Source organism: Bacteroides sp. AF20-13LB, assembly GCF_003603065.1.
GTDB classification, from domain to species: domain Bacteria; phylum Bacteroidota; class Bacteroidia; order Bacteroidales; family Bacteroidaceae; genus Bacteroides; species Bacteroides uniformis.
On record NZ_QTMH01000020.1, the window covers coordinates 27,758 to 46,813 of the forward strand.

16 protein-coding genes are annotated in these 19,056 nt (G+C 49.7%); 4 read left to right on the forward strand and 12 right to left on the reverse strand.

Annotation, left to right across the window (positions count from 1 at the left end; genetic code table 11):
- Positions 1-91 precede the first annotated feature (91 nt).
- The 12 genes from DWX62_RS19750 to DWX62_RS19805 form a co-directional block, all read right to left on the reverse strand.
- Positions 92-1,339, reverse strand: a complete 1,248-nt coding sequence (locus DWX62_RS19750; protein ID WP_005831148.1) for an ABC transporter permease — start codon at positions 1,337-1,339, stop codon at positions 92-94.
- A 36-nt stretch (positions 1,340-1,375) separates the two neighbouring features.
- Positions 1,376-2,608 carry an ABC transporter permease gene (locus DWX62_RS19755; RefSeq protein ID WP_055288606.1) on the reverse strand — a complete coding sequence of 411 codons (1,233 nt, stop codon included), beginning with the start codon at positions 2,606-2,608 and terminating at the stop codon, positions 1,376-1,378.
- Positions 2,609-2,614: 6 nt separating this feature from the next.
- The gene (locus DWX62_RS19760; RefSeq protein WP_008664742.1) at positions 2,615-3,853 is read right to left on the reverse strand and encodes an ABC transporter permease; all 1,239 of its coding nucleotides are present in this window, start codon (positions 3,851-3,853) and stop codon (positions 2,615-2,617) included.
- Positions 3,854-3,884: 31 nt separating this feature from the next.
- Complete coding sequence (locus DWX62_RS19765) at positions 3,885-5,183, reverse strand: ABC transporter permease (protein WP_005831154.1); 1,299 nt, start codon at positions 5,181-5,183, stop codon at positions 3,885-3,887.
- Between the two features lie 52 nt (positions 5,184-5,235).
- Positions 5,236-5,859, reverse strand: a complete 624-nt coding sequence (locus DWX62_RS19770) for a DUF2807 domain-containing protein (RefSeq protein WP_005837414.1) — start codon at positions 5,857-5,859, stop codon at positions 5,236-5,238.
- A gap of 41 nt (positions 5,860-5,900) precedes the next feature.
- The gene (locus DWX62_RS19775; RefSeq protein WP_005831158.1) at positions 5,901-7,160 is read right to left on the reverse strand and encodes an FtsX-like permease family protein; all 1,260 of its coding nucleotides are present in this window, start codon (positions 7,158-7,160) and stop codon (positions 5,901-5,903) included.
- Positions 7,161-7,175: 15 nt separating this feature from the next.
- On the reverse strand, positions 7,176-8,450 hold the full coding sequence (locus tag DWX62_RS19780) for an ABC transporter permease (protein WP_009038276.1): 1,275 nt from the start codon (positions 8,448-8,450) through the stop codon (positions 7,176-7,178).
- Positions 8,451-8,504: 54 nt separating this feature from the next.
- Positions 8,505-9,170, reverse strand: a complete 666-nt coding sequence (locus tag DWX62_RS19785) for an ABC transporter ATP-binding protein (protein ID WP_005831162.1) — start codon at positions 9,168-9,170, stop codon at positions 8,505-8,507.
- Between the two features lie 159 nt (positions 9,171-9,329).
- Complete coding sequence (locus tag DWX62_RS19790; RefSeq protein WP_008664747.1) at positions 9,330-10,625, reverse strand: FtsX-like permease family protein; 1,296 nt, start codon at positions 10,623-10,625, stop codon at positions 9,330-9,332.
- Positions 10,626-10,641: 16 nt separating this feature from the next.
- The gene (locus DWX62_RS19795; RefSeq protein ID WP_005837418.1) at positions 10,642-11,961 is read right to left on the reverse strand and encodes an ABC transporter permease; all 1,320 of its coding nucleotides are present in this window, start codon (positions 11,959-11,961) and stop codon (positions 10,642-10,644) included.
- Positions 11,958-13,205: an HlyD family efflux transporter periplasmic adaptor subunit gene (locus DWX62_RS19800; RefSeq protein ID WP_005831166.1), complete on the reverse strand. Its 1,248-nt coding sequence runs from the start codon at positions 13,203-13,205 to the stop codon at positions 11,958-11,960. The genes DWX62_RS19795 and DWX62_RS19800 overlap by 4 nt, the downstream gene beginning before the upstream one ends.
- A gap of 143 nt (positions 13,206-13,348) precedes the next feature.
- Complete coding sequence (locus DWX62_RS19805) at positions 13,349-14,272, reverse strand: glucosaminidase domain-containing protein (RefSeq protein WP_120173113.1); 924 nt, start codon at positions 14,270-14,272, stop codon at positions 13,349-13,351.
- A gap of 101 nt (positions 14,273-14,373) precedes the next feature.
- Between DWX62_RS19805 and cdd the strand changes: the two genes are divergently transcribed.
- The 4 genes from cdd (at position 14,374) to DWX62_RS19825 (ending at position 19,023) form a co-directional block, all read left to right on the forward strand.
- Positions 14,374-14,856 carry a cytidine deaminase gene (gene cdd / locus DWX62_RS19810; protein ID WP_005837423.1) on the forward strand — a complete coding sequence of 161 codons (483 nt, stop codon included), beginning with the start codon at positions 14,374-14,376 and terminating at the stop codon, positions 14,854-14,856.
- 358 nt (positions 14,857-15,214) lie between these two features.
- On the forward strand, positions 15,215-16,849 hold the full coding sequence (locus DWX62_RS19815; protein ID WP_117681028.1) for an ABC-F family ATP-binding cassette domain-containing protein: 1,635 nt from the start codon (positions 15,215-15,217) through the stop codon (positions 16,847-16,849).
- Positions 16,850-16,954: 105 nt separating this feature from the next.
- The gene (locus tag DWX62_RS19820) at positions 16,955-17,494 is read left to right on the forward strand and encodes a flavodoxin family protein (protein ID WP_022400806.1); all 540 of its coding nucleotides are present in this window, start codon (positions 16,955-16,957) and stop codon (positions 17,492-17,494) included.
- A 32-nt stretch (positions 17,495-17,526) separates the two neighbouring features.
- The gene (locus DWX62_RS19825; RefSeq protein WP_022400807.1) at positions 17,527-19,023 is read left to right on the forward strand and encodes a 4Fe-4S binding protein; all 1,497 of its coding nucleotides are present in this window, start codon (positions 17,527-17,529) and stop codon (positions 19,021-19,023) included.
- Positions 19,024-19,056: the final 33 nt, after the last annotated feature.

Here is a 19,056-nt window from a genome sequence, read left to right on the forward strand (position 1 = left end):
TATAGATTTTGTATACTCAACGCAAAACTCTTATTCGTCACGCAAATATACAAGTTATATTGAGAATGAGCACAGATTATTCAAAAAAAACTCACTCATCGTGCAATGCTTCGGCAGGCTGTACCTTCATGGCCCGTGAAGCCGGATACCAGATTCCTGCAATCACCATCAATGCCATCAATATCCAGACAATAGAAACGCATATGACAAATCTCCCCCAAGTGGCATCCGTGGCTTCCGTAAAAGTGACATCTGCCATAACCATATTGATACATATCATCAAAGCGGGGATGGAAGCAAGTGCCAACAGCAGCAACCCTTCACCCAGCAATTGCCAGCGTATTCTTCCGCGGCTGCTGCCCATGGCCATGCGCAAAGCAATCTCGCTGCGGCGATGGCGGGTACGGAACCAAAAAGTTCCCATCAGCCCGATGAATACATTGAAAACAAAGAATATCACAATGAGCCTTGCGCTGCGGATATACGGGGTGATTCCTTCGGCAGCATCCCGCTCTATCTTCTGGTCCTTATAGCTCTGTATGTCGAAAAGATAGAATGGAGCGACCTGCAGCTGCGACATCATATCCTGATAAAAACGGGCTGCAAAATTATCCGTATCCGCCTCCGGACGTATCCGTAGGGAGATGAACGGGAGGTACTGGTCCTCATAGAACCAACCGGGGAAAGGAGTCAGGACAAAAGGTCCGTAACGGGCATAGTCATCCGTCTTCTGCAAGGCACAGACTGCAGAGACACGGTAACGGAGACCTCCGCTGTAATAATCCAGAAACTCGCGGCCCACCGCCCCGGCACTTGTCTGAAAAAGACTGTCTGCCAAATCACGGGTCACCACGGCAGGCAGAGGACTGGCAGTGGAATTCCAATCCGAGACATTCCCCTGCAACAGCGGAATGCGCATGACGTCGAAATATTCGGGAGACACATAGCGCACTGTAGTCTCGACAACATGCACGCTGTCCGTCGTATACCCCTGGTAAACACGCCCGCGGGTATAAGTATCGGTACCCAGCCACGTGGCAGCACTTTCCACTGCAGGATATTGCCTGATACGCCGGAGCACTTCCTCCATCGGCTTGAACCAGAAGGTCTGCAGGCTGTCTTCCGACGTGCACGGCACTATCTGTGTGGGATTGCAGGAAATCCTTATCTTATAGACATGCTCCAAATCATACCCCTTAGGCTGCCGTTCTGCATGGGCAAAGCCATAGAGTACATCCACACAATACCACATCAATGTAAATACAATCAACAGCTCGGCAAACAGCCAGCCGTTACTGCGGCGCTGGTTCCATATCTGGTGTAAAATAGAATGTATCATACTCGTTACTGTTTTAATTGGGATTCGTTTATCCGCTCATTCTCCGCCAAGAACCTCGGCTATAGGGCGACGGGTGGCATGCCAGGCAGGAATAAACACAGAAAGCAGGTTGAACAACAGACACACCACCAATACAGCCACGAAAACCGCAGGACGGAGGAAGAGCCAGACGCTTACATCAAAATTCGTTCCGGGAGCACCATCGCCAAGCATCCAGTCCTTACCCAGCCATAGGAATATGCACGAAAAGAGAAAACCGAGCAATGCGCCGGCAAATGCCAAGGCCAGGTTCTCGCGGAGCAACTGCACCATCAAGGTAGAACGGCTGGCGCCGTATGCTTTCCTTACCGCAAGCTCAGCCATGCGACGGGACATTTGCGAAGATATAAGTCCGCTGACATTGATAGCGGGCACAATAAGCAATATCAAACCCAGGATGATGCAGGTTACGGCAGGACTCATCGTGTCATTACGGAAGAACTGCCGTTCCGTATAGGTGCTGAGGTCGGGAAGCTCCAGTTCATATTCGACCAGTATCTCGTTGAAGCGGGCAAGCGACTGTTCTATCTGCCGCTTGAGTTCCTCTCTGCCGACACCGGGCTTGACAAGGGCCACAGCCTCGAAATCTCCCCGTAGCCCTTCACTGCCCAGACCGGAATCCCGGGTGGAATAAGGCATCCACAACTCTCCATAGGCAAATGTGAACAGAGAGCTCACATCCTTGGTGACCCCGACAATGCGCTTAGGGCGAAAGTTGACAAAATAATTTTTGCCAATGGCTGCTTCGGCAGACCCGAAAGCTTCGCGAGCAAGCTGTTCGCCTATAACCACGACATCCCGGCAAGCATCGAACTCTTCGGTACTGAAAAGACGGCCCGCCACAAGAGGGATATCGTAGACACGCCAATAGTTCAAATCCACCTGACGAACCGTACGGCGCATTCCCCGCACGGGTGAATCCCCACAGTATCTAAGATAGGTAGGTCCCAGATAGGTGACAAGTTCCGCACCCGGAAGTTCTGCGAAAATAGCGTTGACAGCCCGATAAGACATGCCCGTATTGGAATTGCTGTGGTCGGACTTGCGGTAAGAGTATCCATAAGAGGAATATACCATACTACTGCGGCGCGACTCGGGAGCTAAGTCAGCCGTCTGGATGTCATACACCATGTAAATGACCATGACAAAGGTGATGCTCACTGCCGTACCGATGACGGAAACAGCACTGAAAAAGGGATTCTGGCGGATAAGAGCTAAAATTTGTTTCATAGCTTTCTATTCATCGTGCAATGCTTCGGCAGGCTGCACCTTCATCGCCTTGCGGGCGGGAATACCTATACCGATGACAATCATTAGGGCAATCAGCACAAAGCTGATGGCGGCACATAGCAGCAGGCGGTCCCACTCCAACGTCGTACCGTTCCTCCAGGAGTTCAACTCCAGGTGTGCAAGATTATAATCGATGAGCAATGCAACGGGGGTGACAATTGCCAACAACAATATCCCTTCACTAAGCAGCCGGCTGAAGATGGCACGGTCTGTCGCTCCATGCGCTTTGTGCAGTGCTATCTCCGAACGGCGTTGCTGCGTACGGAACCAGAATGTTCCGAGCAAGCCGAGGAAAATGTTCAGCAGCAGGAATCCCATACCCATCACATAGTTACGGATGTCATTGGTCCATGCCTGCTGGTAGTTGCGACGAATATCCTTGAAAGAACGTATCTCCGAAATGAAGATATTGCCTATGCGGAACTGGCTCTCACTGTCTGCCTTCAGCCTCTCAATGAAGTCATTGTCCTGCCCTTCACGGACGCGGACACAAAGTTCGAGACCGATATAGTAGAAACTCTGCTTCACCATCATGGAATATGAGCTTCGCGCCTGGTCATAATCGTGATAGCGTACATTTTGCAGTGCAGCACCCAGCCGGTAGGTCTTCGTAGTATCACCAAAAAGATAGAACCGCTGGCCTACGAGATCTGTCATCCGGCAGTCGTATTTCCGGTAGAGGTTATCCGAAGCCATAAACTCCCCGCGCTCCAACATTTCAGCCAATTGTTCGGGTGTCTCGCCACGCGTGCCCCGATAGCGGAATACACGGGGAAAGTCCGGTGTCACTAACCTGCGGATGGTCCAACCGGGAGAACGCAAAGTGTCATAGCTTACTTCAGCGCCTGAATTGCTTCCGTTGTAAGGATACGAATTCTGCGAAAGGCTGACCGCTTCTATCTCCGGCCGACGACGCAGACGCTCCAACAACTCGGCTATGTCATCGTGGGTCTGCTGAGAGGTATGCCCGGCTATGTAGTCGGGACTTTTGGGTGTCAGTTCCCCCAACTCTATAAGGTAGCAGTGCTCTATATTAAAGCCTCTCGGCTCCAGATAGGTGGCGGCGCGCGTGTAGAGATAGTCTACCACGTACCACATCACTACACTCACTACCAATAACTCCAACACCAACCATAGGTTTGAGAGCCATTCATTCTTTATCTGTGTAAGAAGTTTCTTAGTCATTTTCTTCAATGATTAATGTTTTGTGATGGAGTTATTTATGCAAACGTCCGCCCAATGCATTTACAATCCCTATTCTTGATGCACGCCATGCGGGAATACCGGAACTTAGTAAGTTTAGCACAAAGCAGAACAACAACGCCCAGCCAAAGGTGGAGCCATGCAGCAATATGCTCGCATCCACTGCCGGAGGACTCAGCGTCTGGCTGAATTCCTGCGCAAACAGCAGTGTATTTCCCAAATAAGCGAATGCTACACTCAGCAACAATCCCATCACCCCTGCCAGCAATGTCACCACCAGATTTTCTGCAATGATTTGCCCCATCAGTTCCAGTCTCGTTGAACCGAATGCCCGGCGCACACCAATCTCTGCCACACGCTGGCGCAGACGGCTCTGCGTCATCGAGCTGAGGTTGATGGCAGGAACAATCAGTAGAATGATGAAGATAATGAGACGCTGCCTGCGTGCCTGGTCCACGTCCGGTTCGATGTTGGCAGCCATTCCTGCGGCATTTTTCTCCTGGTCATAAGGACGGTTACGGTAAATCAACGAATAACCATTCTCGCCAATTACAGTGTCGTACTCCTGACGGCGGCGTTCCGTCTCCTCACGAATAGCGGGAAAATCATCACGGCTTTTCGCCAGAATGGTAACGCTCATCATCCCCATATGCTCATCACTCCATGTGCTTTTCGTTATCTCAGTAGAAGTATAGGGCACCCATACCTGCGCATAGGCAGTGTTGGCCAAAGTAGAAACATCCTTCACTACACCGGACACTGTATAAGGAGCATGGTTCAAAAGGAATTCGCGACCAACAGCCTCCGTTGTCTGGAATAACCTGCGCGCTACACTTTCCGTAATTACCGCTACAGGTAGTCCGGCATCGAATGTAGCCTGGTCATAAGGTTTCCCGGCAACAAAAGAGAAATCAAACACACGCCAGAAAGTATCATCTGTCTGCAACAGGTCGATACCCGTTGCAGGTTGTCCCGGCAGATTCACGGGGGTAGAAATGACCATACAGGTATAAATCGTTACTGCTTCGGGGGTCTTCAGCGATTTGAAGCACTCAAGCGCAGTCTTTATCCCCATCGGTCCGTTGGAACTGTTTCCCTCTCCCCAGCTTTTGTTGGTGATGCTCATATAATGCACATGTAGAAAGCGGTCGCGGTTGCTCTCCGGAGCAAACGGAGCTACCTTCACCTGCTGCATCATCACCACCAGCATGATGAGGAAGATGGCAAGTGCCGTACCGGCTATGCTGACGGCACTAATCATCGGTTGCTGCCGCAACTGTGCCCAGGCTTGTGTGAAGTATTGCTTTATCATATTGATATTTACGATTAGACGATTTACTATTTACGATTGGTGTTACCGCTACTCAACGGCCCACCTTCAGGTTACATGTATTCACTCCGCCTATGCCTCCTTTAGAAATGTCAGCATGCCCGGCAGTTCCGCTCAAAGTGACGTCACCCACACCACTCATTCTGGCAGTCAAATAATCGCAGACTACATGAATATCGGCGCTACCTACTCCGCGCAAAGCAACTTTCAGCTCGTCACACGTCAAATCGGATACATTCACTTCACCCACTCCCTTTACTTCAAATGACACCTCATCCAGTTTCAAGGGCTTCTCACAATTGAACTCCCCTACACCGGTAAACTCCACCTTCTTCAAATCAGGAGCCGAAATCCAAATGGTCACGCCATCTTTCTGATTTCTCATGCTCTTGTTTTTCCTATCCTTGAAGCCTATCAGCAGACAGCCGTCCTTCACTGTGGTTTCTGTATTCTTCACGTGCTTCTCCTTACCTTCAATCTTGAAAGAATAAGTGTCACTCTGTGTAAAATAAATTGTTCCCACAGACGTTATCTCAATGGACGAAAAGGCATCCACTTTGCGCACTTCACTCACTTTGGTATCTTGTGCATAAACACTCAGCATACCTACAAATGTCAATATCAATGCAATGATAATACCTACTATATTAGTTTTCATTTTTCTTCTTTTTTATTGTTAATCCTCTATTGTTTTTCATACTACTCTTCATGCAACGCCTCTGCCGGCTCAATCTTCATAGCCTGCCGTGCCGGAAACCATATTCCAATCACTACCATCAGAGCTATCAGTAACCAAGCCCCTAGAGAACCTGCAAGGAAGCGTATCACACTCCACTCTATCGGCCAAGTGGATATGAGAGAGGTACGTCCTATAGTAAATTCCGCCATCCCCACATTGTAGCATACAACCATGGCAGGCAATGTCACTAACGCCAATAACAGTAATCCCTCACCTATCAGTAAACGAAACACACCGCCACGCGTACTGCCCATCGCCATCCGTAGAGCTATCTCCGAACGGCGGCGGCGAGTACGGAACCAAAAGGTGCCTATTAACCCCAAAAATACATTCACCAGCAGGAAGAGCACCACCACAGCCTGACTGTTCACCTTATCCGTATCGCCATTCATCACCTCGAACTGCAACTGTTGTTCAGTATAGGGAGCGGCATCTGCCACAAACGCATTGTCCGTGTCCAGTTTAGGCGCTATTTCGCGCAGAAACTTCTCCCGATAATCCGGTCCGTCGGCAGCAGGCTTCACGCGGAAAACAATCTGCGACCAATTGTCGGCAAACTCTGCCTTAATCATATTCTCTCCCAAATGATAAAAGAACCAAGGTTCCTCAACTCCATAACGATAGGAACGGAAAGCACCGGTCTTCCCCATCTGCTTGATGATTGTAACAGAATCACCATTACCTAACGGCGTAGTCTGCGAAAACTCCGGCATTTTCTTACGAAAACGTTCAAAAGCGGCATTACTCAGTGTCACATTGTTCCATCCTGCGGGAGTGTCCCGGAACGGGTGACGCGGGTCCTCACTTATCCGGAAAACATCCATATATCCTCCAGTCGTATAAATACAGCGTCCTTGCACCCAGGAAGTATCTTGCACAACCAACGCATTGTAACTATTACTGCCACTCATCGGAAGGCTCCAATAACAAAGGGCAGCTGCCTCTACGGAAGGCTCTTGTTCCAATTTCGCCAATATACCCAGATATTTATCGGCATCAGTCAGACTCGTATCCCGACTTTCTCCACCTACAACGGTGGATAATTTATAGACATGTTCAATATTATAACCCAGCGGACGGTAGAAAGTATATTTCATGCATCCCAGTGAGTCACAGAGGAACCACATCACGATGAATACCAAGAACAATTCAGCCAATACCCAGCCGTTACTGCTGAAGCGTGCCTTTATCATACGTAAGTTATGTATCGTAAATTTCATATCAAGTACCTCCTTCTATTTATCATTCAAAGAATCTACAATAGTGTGCCGTGCCGCTATCCATGCAGGCAGTGCCGCACTCAACAGATTGATGACCACACAGAAAACAAATGCCAGCAGGAATACCCACGGACTAAACAGCGCCTCCATGTTCAAGCTGAGCTCGCCCGACGTACCCACATTCTGATTATTGGTGAACAGCCACATACGCATGGCATATACTGCCAAATAACTGAAAAGCAGTCCCACTACTCCACCCAGTAATGTCAACATCAGATTTTCGTTCAGTATCTGCCGCACAAGCACGCTTTTCGTTCCTCCAAAAGCCTTACGTACACCTAATTCGGTAATACGTTGCTGCATGCGGCTGTTACTCAAGCCACACAAATTGAGTGACGGTACCAACAAAATGATAAATAAAGCTACGGCATATTGAAGATAAAGCATTGTCAAGTCTGGCCCTACATTAGCCCATACGTGGTTGACGTGCGCCACGATATTGTCCGGCTGTTCCATGATGTCTATCTGTTTGTTGCCCAATCCGGCATTAACACGTTCCACCTGCTTGGCAATGCCCTCCCGGATGGCAGGAAAGTCATCAGATGTACGTGCCAATACAGCAATCTGCATGCCTCCCAAATAACTGTGGACTCCGGTAATTTTCAGTTCGTCGGCACTGTACATACCCCACACTTGTGCGTATGCATCCTTAGCAGTGACGGAAACATCTTTCACCACTCCCACGATACGTGCAAGTTCCCGGTTCAGCAGGAATTCCTGTCCCACTACATCTGTACTTCCATACAGTTTCCGCGCTACAGACGCACAGACTACTACAGCCTTGCTTTCTCCAGCACGGTCGGCTTCGCTGAAGCCGCGTCCGGCAAGAAACTGCATGCTGAACACTTTCCAGAAGTCGGGATCTGTCCGCATAGCATCCACTTTCACCCGATTGTTACCGTCAGTCAACGAAGCCAACGACAAACCGGCTGGGGAAAATGCCGTACAGTATTCCACTTCGGGCACCGGCTGCACGCATTCTTTCATAAATGCCGCCGAAGGATTACTCCAATTATTATTGCCGTCCTTTTCCTTGTCGTATACGTGCATAGCGGAAAAGTAAAGACACCGACTGCGGTTCACTTCCGGTTCCAAGTCAGCATATTTTGTCTGCCAAGTAATCACAATAGCCATAATCATGGTGATAGCAAAGGCCGTACCCAATATGGAAATCGTACTTAGCAGCGGATTCTGCTTCAAGATTGTAAAAGCTTGTCTTACGGTTTGCATTTCATTTATTGATAGTTGATAATTAATAGTTGACAGTTGGCTGTTAAGCAGTAATTATTCCACCTGACGTCCGTCGAAGAAGCGGACGGTACGTGAGGTCTGTTTGGCCTGCTCTTCATTGTGGGTCACCATCACGATGGTACGTCCGTCTTCCTTGTTCAGTTGATGCAACAGTTCCATGACTTCGGCACCCATCTTGGAGTCCAGGTTACCGGTGGGCTCATCGGCGAGGATTATCTCCGGGTTGCCGATAATGGCACGGGCAATGGCTACACGCTGGCACTGACCGCCGGAAAGCTGTGTAGGCATGTGACGCATGCGGTGGCTCAAACCGACCTTCTTCAATACCTCTTCCGCCAGATGACGGCGTTCCTTGGCAGACACCTTTCTATACAGCAAAGGCAGCTCCACATTATCCAGCACATTCAGCGAATTAATCAGATGGAAAGACTGGAACACAAAACCCAGCTTCTGGTTACGGAAAGCAGCCAGCTCCTTGTCCTTCATGCCGTCCACTTTCGTACCGGCTATTTCGATGGTGCCGCTGGTAGGTGCATCCAGTAAACCCATAATGTTCAGCAACGTAGATTTTCCACAACCGGAGGGTCCCATGATACTGAGAAATTCTCCCTTGTTCACTTCGAGGTTTACATTTTCCAATGCCACGGTTTCAATCTCGTTTGTACGATAAATCTTGTTGATGCCAGTTAACTTAATCATAATGGTAAGTATTTAATTGTTATTATTCTGTTCCGTTTCTATTCCGCACAATTTCTGTTTCAAGAGGTCAAAAGTTGTGCCAAAACCGTTTATTATTGATTATCTGCTATTTATACATGCAGTAAGGTGTCCGAAAATGAACACTTTGTCCGTTTTCATCTATTCGTCACGCAGAGCTTCCGTAGGTGGAATGCGGCTGATGTTGCGCGCTGGGATATAGATTCCCACCAACACTACCACCAGCAGTATCAGAAAGATGACGAGCGACACGAGCAGATAATGCGAGGTGAAATCCGACACCCAATAGCTCTCTGTACTCTCCACCCAATTCTGTCCTTTGGCCAGCCCTTCTTTCAGTGCATATTGCAAATAAAGCAGAAAACCAGTCAGTGAAGCGACCACGGTCAATACCGTGCCTTCGCCCATCAGCAGGCGGACAATGTCACTACGTGTAGCTCCGAACGACAGCATCACTCCCACTTCCTCGCGCCTCGTACGTGTCTGCAACCAGAAGGTACCGATGACACCCAGGCAAAGATTCACCAGGAAGAAAGCCGCCATCGCCAGATTACGGCGGTAAATCGGTGTGGAATTGCTGGCTTCGCTCTCCGTTATAATCTGCTCATAGGAACGGACACTGCGAGCAAACAGATTGCCCCGCCTCATCTCCTTCACCATCCAAGGACGGAAATCGTGCAGAAAACGCTCCATGCTGACACCCTCTTTGAGACGTACCAGGATATGGGCACTTTCAGGGATATAACTTGTATCGATGGTAAGCATCGGCATAAATGCAACGGGGACGGGACGCCACTCGCTATACATCTTCATGGCTCCTATCGTACCGACAACTGGCATGTACAAGGTATCTCCATGGTCTCTGCTTATACAGCGTTTGCCATGCGCGTCTTTGGTATGGAACAACTGTTCGGCAGCATTCTCCGTCAGTACAATGTCATTCGGGGCATAGGCGTAGTCGGACAGCTGTCCGGGTGTCCGCCCCTTACCGGAACGGAAACCATACGTATCGAAAAAGTTCGTATGAGGCAGAAATTGTATCATCATAATAGATAAGGGAATCGTATCCCCTTCGGCAAACAATTGACTATTCGAACTTCCCGAAGAATTGGGATAACAGAATCCCAGCACGGGAGTGGCCGATTCCACACCGTCAAAGTCCTTGACATAACGCACCAAATTATAATAGTTGTCCACCAACGTAGCAGAGTCCTGCGCTTCGGCATCGTATCCCGGTGCCTGGGGCTGCAATGCGCCCAATGAAATGAGGCAAAGCCGCTCCGCATCATAGCCCAACGGGATATTACGATCGTGCGTGACCACAATCACCGGGTCCAATACAACCCAACTGATGATACTCACCAATATCAATTCGGCCAACAACCATCCGTTCTTGCGGCGGCGCGCCCAAAGATTCTTCCATATTAACTTAAACATACCAACCTCCCGTGTCTTATCGTTTTTCATTCAGTGAGTTCACAATCGGTTTCCTCAAGGAATACCACGCCGGTATAAGGGCCGACAACAGATTCAGCACGACGCACAGCGCCAATGCGGCGAGAAAAACCAGCGGAGCAAACAGCATTTCACCCGATACGCGGACCTCCACTCCTTCGGGTACCATATTCGGCCAGCTGTCGAATACCGTAAATATCCACTCGCGTCCCACGTAAAGTGCCAGCCATGCCAGCAGCAAGCCCAATGCTCCGCCCAGTGCGGTCAGCAGCAGGTTTTCCCACATCACTTGTGAAAGCAGTATCTTACGTCCGGCTCCAAACGATTTCCGCACGCCCATCTCTGCCAGACGTCCCTCCATACGGCTCGATATCATGCCGCTCAGATTCAGGGCAGGCACCAACAGCAATACGAGCAGGACAAGCAGAAAGTGGCGCACTGTGGCCCAAAGGTCAAACTCCATACTTGCATAAGTCTTGAAGACACTCAACAGATGGGAGGTGGGCTGCTCCCAGAAATCTACTTTCCATTCATCGGGATGCATAAGATTCTCCTTGCGGCAGATTTCCTTTATCTCAGCCCGCAGAGCATCTCCCTGCTTACTGTCCTGCACCAGAAAGGTAGCACTGAAAGCTCCCAGATAGGGAAGGTCGTACTTGGGAGTGCTGTAATCGGGCGACACCGTATAAGGTATATAAAGCTGTGCATAGGATTTAGAGGTGAGGTAACTGGCACTGCGCACCACCCCACAAACCCGATAGTCGATATAGTTCAGGCTGAACGAGCGTCCTACTACCTCTTCCGTCGTACCGAACAAGCGGCGTGCCAAATCATCGGTAATGACAGCAGTGGAAATGCCACTTGCCAGGTCGGATGCCGTGAATGGACTACCTTCCAGGAATTGGAAAGAATATATCTTGAAAAAAGCAGGGTCTGTCAACTTTACCATAACCGGAAAATCACCGCTGCGGTCGGCAGGCTGTATATAACTGTTTTCCGACAAATCATTATGCAGCTCGGCTGAAACGACAAGAGCATTCTCTACGGGATAGAACCAGTCTTGCAGCGCCTTGTAGGAAACAGCCCATTGCATGGTCCTGGTATTGTTGCCGCTTCCCTGCGTGAATTTTGAATTGCTGAGGTAAAGCGTATTCATGCGGTTTGCCTCTGGATAGACGGGCGCAATCTTCACATAATACACCACCGCCATAATCATTGTCATGGCAATGGCCAGCCCCGTACCCACAATGTAGAGCATGCTGAACAGTTTATTCTGCTTCAACAGCTCCCAGGCTTGTTTCAAGTAAACCTTTATCATTTTAGCTTCAACTTATTCTTGTTCTTATAGTTACTCATATCGCTCACCACCACTTCATCACCCGGTTGCAAGCCACTGACCACTTCTACAAACTCAAAGTTGGAATCGCCCAGCTGCACCTTGCGCTTTACAATTTCCTTGTCGGAATTGCGTACAAAAAGTTCATACTCCCCACGTCCCACATAATAGCTGGCATTGGCTATGCGCATCACGTCTTCCTTCACTGCATTCATCACATAGACGTCGGTTTTCAGACCGGAACGCAGTCGGCGGTTGTTGTCCTCATTCAACTGCACGGTAAAGGAGATGACGCCATTCTTTGAAAGCGGAGTAACACTGCTTACGGAACCTTCCAGCTTTTCGCTGCCAATCTTCACAATGGCCTTGCCGCCGGCAGCCACACGGTCACCGTAAGTATCGGCAATCTCGCCTTCCACCTTGAAGTGACTCAAGTCGGAGATGACGGCAATCTGTGAGCCTTCGGGAACCTGGGCACCAATCTGATTGTTGATATAAGTAAGGATGGCCTTCCGGGGCGAACGCACCTGCGCATCGTCGAGCGTACGTTTGGTTTCGGCCAGTGTCTTTTGGAACATGCTGAAATCCAGTTCCTGCACTTGGTATTCTGCAGCCAGCACTTCCTTCTCGTTGGCATACTGCTGCTGTAATTGCTCGTATTCCAGTTGTGCTACATTGTAGCTCAGTTCGGCTTGGCGCACTTTGTCGGTGGTGCCCGAACCGAGGCTATCAAGGTACTGCTCGTTACGCAGTTCCACCTTCATGCGGTCCAGCTTCATGGCGGAGACTTTGATTTTCATCTGAAGGTCGGTCAGCTTGGTCTGGTTGTCAAGTTTCAGCTGTTTCAGCTTGTAGCTGCGCATCTGCTCTTCATCCAGCATCTTTTTGTAGTCGGTTTCGGCACTCTGTAAGTCCAGTTTCAGGATAGGGGTACCGACATCCACACTATCACCACCTTTTCTGTACACTTCCAAAATGCGGGTATTAATAGGCGAATTTATAATTTCCTCGAATGCAGGAACCACTTTTCCGGAGGCACTGACACTGACTTCAATCGTACCCTTGCCTACTTTGGAGAATACAAGGTCTTTCTCCTTCACTCCCGTACGCATCAATGAAATGAGTACACTGACCACTACGATACCTGCCACGCCGATAGCACCGTAGCGGATGATTTTCTTATTGCGTTCTTTATTACGCACTTCTTTCGGAATTTCTCTATCCATATCTTTAAATTTTATTGTTTGCGAACATAACGCTTAATATATACTAAATCCATGCCAAAATCATAAACCACTGAAAGTAAGCGAAAAGGCAAAAAAGAAGGGTGTCCGTTTTCGGACACCCTGTACATTTTCGGATAGCTTCTTTATCTTAATCTCAAGCGGTCTCCCACCTCGGGCACGTATTCCGCATCCTTACGATTCATCTTATAAAGGTTCTTCAGACGAATACCGTACTTTTGGGAAATGGAGTGCATGGAATCGCCGTCCTTCACAATGTAGACAGTATGGGGTTTGGCAGCTTTCTTGCGCTTTTCTTTCAAGTAGATGATGTCTCCCACCTCCAGTGTATATTCTTTATGGAGGTCGTTGTATTTCACCAGTTTCTTCCAGCTGATGTCAAACTCCTTGCCCAATACCTGGAAGGTGTCTCCGTCGCGTGCCACGACATAAGCTATATCGTTGGCAATGTACACCTGATGCGGATTGGCCAGCCAAGGTTTCTTTTTCAGTTCCTTCTCCCAACTGCGGACATCGTGTTTGCTCATGCCACGGCTGTCGTACTTATACAGTTCATAGTCCTCAATAATGGTTATCAGGCGGTTGGCATACGACGGGTCGGTAGCATAGCCGGCCTTCTTCAAGCCGCGCGCCCAACCCTTATAGTCCGTAATCTTCAGTTTGAAAAGAAAAGCATAACGTGCTCCCCGTTTCAGGAAATCGGAATGGTCTTCATAAGAGTCTTTCGGATTGCGATAAGCGCGGAAACATTCATTGCGGGTATCGTCATCATGCCTCACCGTCCGTCCGCGCCAGTTGCCTCCACACTTGATGCCGAAGTGGTTGTTGCTCTTACGCGCCAGCTCGCTGTATCCGGCACCACTCTCCAACAGCCCTTGGGCCAGCGTGATGCTGGCAGGTATCTTATGACGTTGCATCTGCTCCACGGCAAGGGGAGCATACTGTTTGATATACTCATTGTAGCGGGCATTCCGGCGTTGTGCCTGCACTGTTGTAATGGAAATAAAAAGAAATGCTATGATAGCAGTCAGTCTGAAAATCCGTTTCATGCTTAAAATGTTGAGTTCTGCACAAAAGTCCGTAAAAGAATTGAAATAACCAATCTCTTTTCTATCTTTGTAACATTAATTACAATATAACCCTTTGCCTTATGAAAGAATTAAATATCGAAATCGCCGTCAAGATATACGACTATGAAGAACTGGATGCCGCCGACCGCGAACTGATGGATGCCGCCCGCGAGGCTACCAACCGCAGCTATGCCCCTTACTCCCACTTCTCGGTAGGAGCTGCAGCCAGACTGGCAAACGGTATTGTAGTGACCGGCACCAACCAGGAAAACGCCGCCTATCCTTCCGGGCTGTGTGCAGAACGCACCACCCTATTCTATGCCAACTCCCAACATCCCGACCAGGCAGTAACCACCCTCGCCATTGCTGCACGCAACGAGCACGACGAGTTCCTGGAGTCTCCCATCCCGCCCTGCGGCGCCTGCCGGCAAGTGATGCTCGAAACGGAGAAGCGCTTCAAGCAGCCAATGCGGGTGTTGCTGTATGGCAAAAAGGGAATCTACGAGCTGAAGAATGTGGGAGAATTACTGCCACTCTCGTTCGATGCTTCGGCCATGAAGTAACAGAACCAATAAAGTATTAACATCGTGTCTGCAGGAAGTTAATTTCTTGCAAACACGATATTAACTTCTTGCCGACACGATATTAATATCGCAAAAAGCCTTTGTTATTCAGTGGAAATTATTACCTTTGCGCCCACTAACCAATTAATTCCACCGATGAGAATATCCGACTAAAGACAACACATTTCGGTAAACATCACTATCAACATGCTTTTTCAGACTGAACGCTGAGCATCACCTATATAGATGTTTAGCCAATACTGTGTTTGTCTGTACCCCTCCCCTTCGAGAATTTCAATTTCGGGGAATGCTTGCATCCCCCCTATCATTCTTACTTCTAAAAACACAGTAGAAACTTATGAGCTTTATCATTAAAGACCTTAGCTATATCCATGCAGATAAGGAAATCTTGTTTTCACACCTCCACTTGAGTATCAACTCCGGAGATAAAATAGCCCTGACCGGAAATAACGGTTGCGGCAAGTCTACCCTCATGCGCATTTTGGCAGGAGACTTGTCACCAAGTTCGGGAACGGTGCTACGCCCCGAACATCTGTACTACGTGCCCCAGCACTTCGGACAATACGACCGGCAGACAATAGCACAAGCTTTGGGAATCAGCCACAAGCTATCTGCCCTGCATGCCATCCTAAGCGGTGACGCTACCGAAAAGCACTTCAATACGCTCAATGATGACTGGAACGTGGAAGAACGCGCCCAGACTTCTCTCGACAGCTGGGGACTGGACGGTATCCCACTCTCCCGTCCGATGGAAGGACTTAGCGGCGGCGAAAAGACCCGCATCTTCCTGGCAGGCATGGAGTTGCACAACCCAACAGCCATCCTGCTGGACGAACCGACCAACTATCTGGACGCGGATGGACGGGAACGTCTGTATAACTTGATACGACGGACATCGGCTACCGTGCTCGTCATCAGTCACGACCGCACGCTACTGAATCAGTTGCCTGCCATCTGCGAACTCTCCTCCCAGGGATTGACGTATTACAGCGGAAACTACGACTTCTACAAAAAACAGAAGGCCCTGCAACAGAAAGCCCTTACCCAACAACTGGAAGAGAAGCAGAAAGCCCTGCGCCTTGCACGCAAAGTGGCACGCGAAGTAGAAGAACGGAAGGCCAAACAGAATGTGCGGGGAGAAAAAAACTCCATTAAAAAGGGGATTCCCCGCATCATGATGGGAGCACTGAAAAACAATGCGGAAAACAGCAGCAGCAGACTCAGCAGCATTCATACGGAGAAAACGGAAAAATTGCAGGCAGAAATGTCAGGCATCAAAAGTTCACTGCCACAGACAGACAAACTGAAAACAGACTTCAATGCCTCTCATCTGCATGTGGGGAAAGTTCTGGTCAAGGCAAAGGACGTCAACTTTCATTATCCCAGCCTCGCGGCTTCTCCTATGGAGACAACCCGTCCGGAGGCAGTAAAGGAGCTCTGGTCTTCCTCCCTCACCTTCCAGTTGAGAAGCGGCGACCGCCTCAGCTTGAAAGGAAAAAACGGCAGTGGAAAAACAACCCTGCTGAAACTCATCATGGGCGAACTGCACCCCACCGGCGGAGTGATGGAGCGTGCCGACTTCACCTCCGTCTATCTGGACCAGGAATACTCCCTCGTCCGTAATGAGCGCAGCGTACTCCAACAAGCAGAAGCTTTCAACCACCGCCACCTGCCGGAACATGAAGTGAAAACCATCCTCAACCGTTACCTCTTTCCCCGCGACGTGTGGAACAAGCCGTGCGGCAAACTGAGTGGCGGCGAAAAGATGCGCCTCTCCTTCTGCTGCCTGATGATTGCCGACAATACCCCGGATATGTTCATTCTGGACGAACCCACCAACAATCTGGACATCGAGAGTATAGAAATAATAACGGCAACGATACGCGACTACGCCGGCACCGTAATTGCCATCAGCCACGACCGGGAGTTTCTGAAAGACACCGGCATCGAACGGGAGATACTTTTGGAATGAATCAGTAATTTAGGTAACAACAACCGTAATTTGTATACTGCCATTCTCATAAAACCTGCCTATTTTTGCAGCACGTAATCATTTACTAACTAACGAACAACGAATATGAGCAAAAAAGTATTAATCCTCTCCTCCAGTCCCCGCAGGAATGGAAACTCCGACCTCTTGTGCAATGAATTCATGCGCGGTGCCGCAGAGGCCGGACATCAAGTAGAAAAGATTTTCCTGAAAGACAAGCACATCAACTACTGCACGGGATGCAGCGTATGCAGCATGTACGGCAAACCCTGCCCGCAAAAGGACGATGCCGCCGAAGTGGTGGAAAAGATGATTGCCGCCGACGTCATCGTCATGGCAACCCCCGTCTACTTCTACACCATGAGCGCGCAGATGAAGACACTGATTGACCGTTGTTGCGCACGCTACCTTGAAATAAAGGACAAGGAGTTCTACTTCATCATCGCCGCCGCCGAAGAAAGTGTCCCCATGATGGAGCGTACCATCGATGGTTTCCGTGGCTTCCTCGACTGCCTGGAAGAGCCCAAAGAATGCGGCACCATTTATGGCGTGGGTGCCTGGAAGGTGGGCGAGATAAACGACAAGCCTTCCATGCACGAAGCCTACGAGATGGGAAAAAAGGTATAAAGAACGAATACTAATCGCTATACAATACATTTATGCTACGTACCATCAGACTGACCCTTGCCGTCATCTTCTTCGCACTCATCACGCTGTTGTTCCTCGACTTCACGGGAACACTGCATGCCTGGTTCGGATGGATGGCGAAGATACAATTCCTGCCGGCCGTGCTGGCACTGAACATCGGTGTAGTACTGTTTCTTGCAGTGCTGACCTTGGTATTCGGACGCATCTACTGCTCCGTCATCTGCCCGTTGGGAGTATTCCAGGACATTGTTTCCTGGCTCTCCGCCAAACGGAAGAAAAACCGTTTCCGCTACTCGTCCGCACTGAAATGGCTACGCTACGGTGTGCTGGGAGTATTCGTACTTGCCATTATCGGCGGACTGAACTCTTTTGTCGTGCTGCTGGCCCCTTACAGCTCATACGGGCGCATCGTTTCCAGCCTTTTCTCCCCACTCTACCAGTGGGCAAACAACGGACTGGCCTACCTGGCCGAACGTGCTGACAGCTATGCCTTCTATGAAACGGATGTATGGATGAAGAGTCTCCCTACCCTGCTGATTGCCACGGTCACTCTGGTAGTCCTCATCGTGCTGGCATGGCGAGGTGGACGTACCTATTGCAACACCATCTGTCCGGTAGGTACAGTGCTTGGCTTCCTCTCGAAGTATTCCTTGCTGAAACCGGTAATTGACACAAAGAAGTGCAACAGTTGCGGACTTTGTGCCCGCAACTGCAAGGCATCGTGCATCAACATCAAAGCACACGAAATAGATTACAGCCGTTGCGTGGCATGTATGGACTGTATCAACAAGTGCAGGAAAGGTGCCATCACTTACACACGCCGCAAGCCGGCCTCCGCTGCAGTCTCCCAGGAAACCTCCGTGGCACCGGAGCAGGTAAACGACGCCCGCCGCGCATTTCTCTCTACAACTGCCGTGTTTGCTGCTACGGCAGCCCTCAAGGCGCAGGAGAAGAAAGTGGACGGTGGACTGGCTGTCATCGAGGACAAAAAAATCCCCGAGCGCGCCACTCCCATCACTCCTCCGGGCTCACTGAGCGCCCGCCACTTTGCACAACACTGCACAGCCTGCCAGCTCTGCGTATCGGTATGCCCCAACCAAGTGCTCCGTCCTTCTTCGGACTTGACAAAACTGATGCAGCCGGAAATGTCCTACGAACGCGGTTACTGCCGCCCCGAATGCGCCAAGTGTGCGGAGGTGTGTCCTACCGATGCCATCCATCTGACGAGCCTCGCCGAGAAATCGGCCGTCCAAATCGGTCATGCCGTATGGATTAAGGAGAATTGCATCTGCATCACAGACAAGATGGAATGTGGGAACTGTGCCCGCCATTGTCCGGCCGGTGCCATACAGATGGTTCCTTCAGACCCGGAAGACGAAGCCTCCATCAAGATACCGGTAGTCAACGCCGAACGCTGTATCGGATGCGGAGCATGCGAGAACCTTTGTCCGTCGCGTCCGTTCAGTGCCATTTATGTGGAAGGCCATGTGATGCACAGAACTGTCTGAAGCAACTTTATCACCCTAATATCCATTTATAAT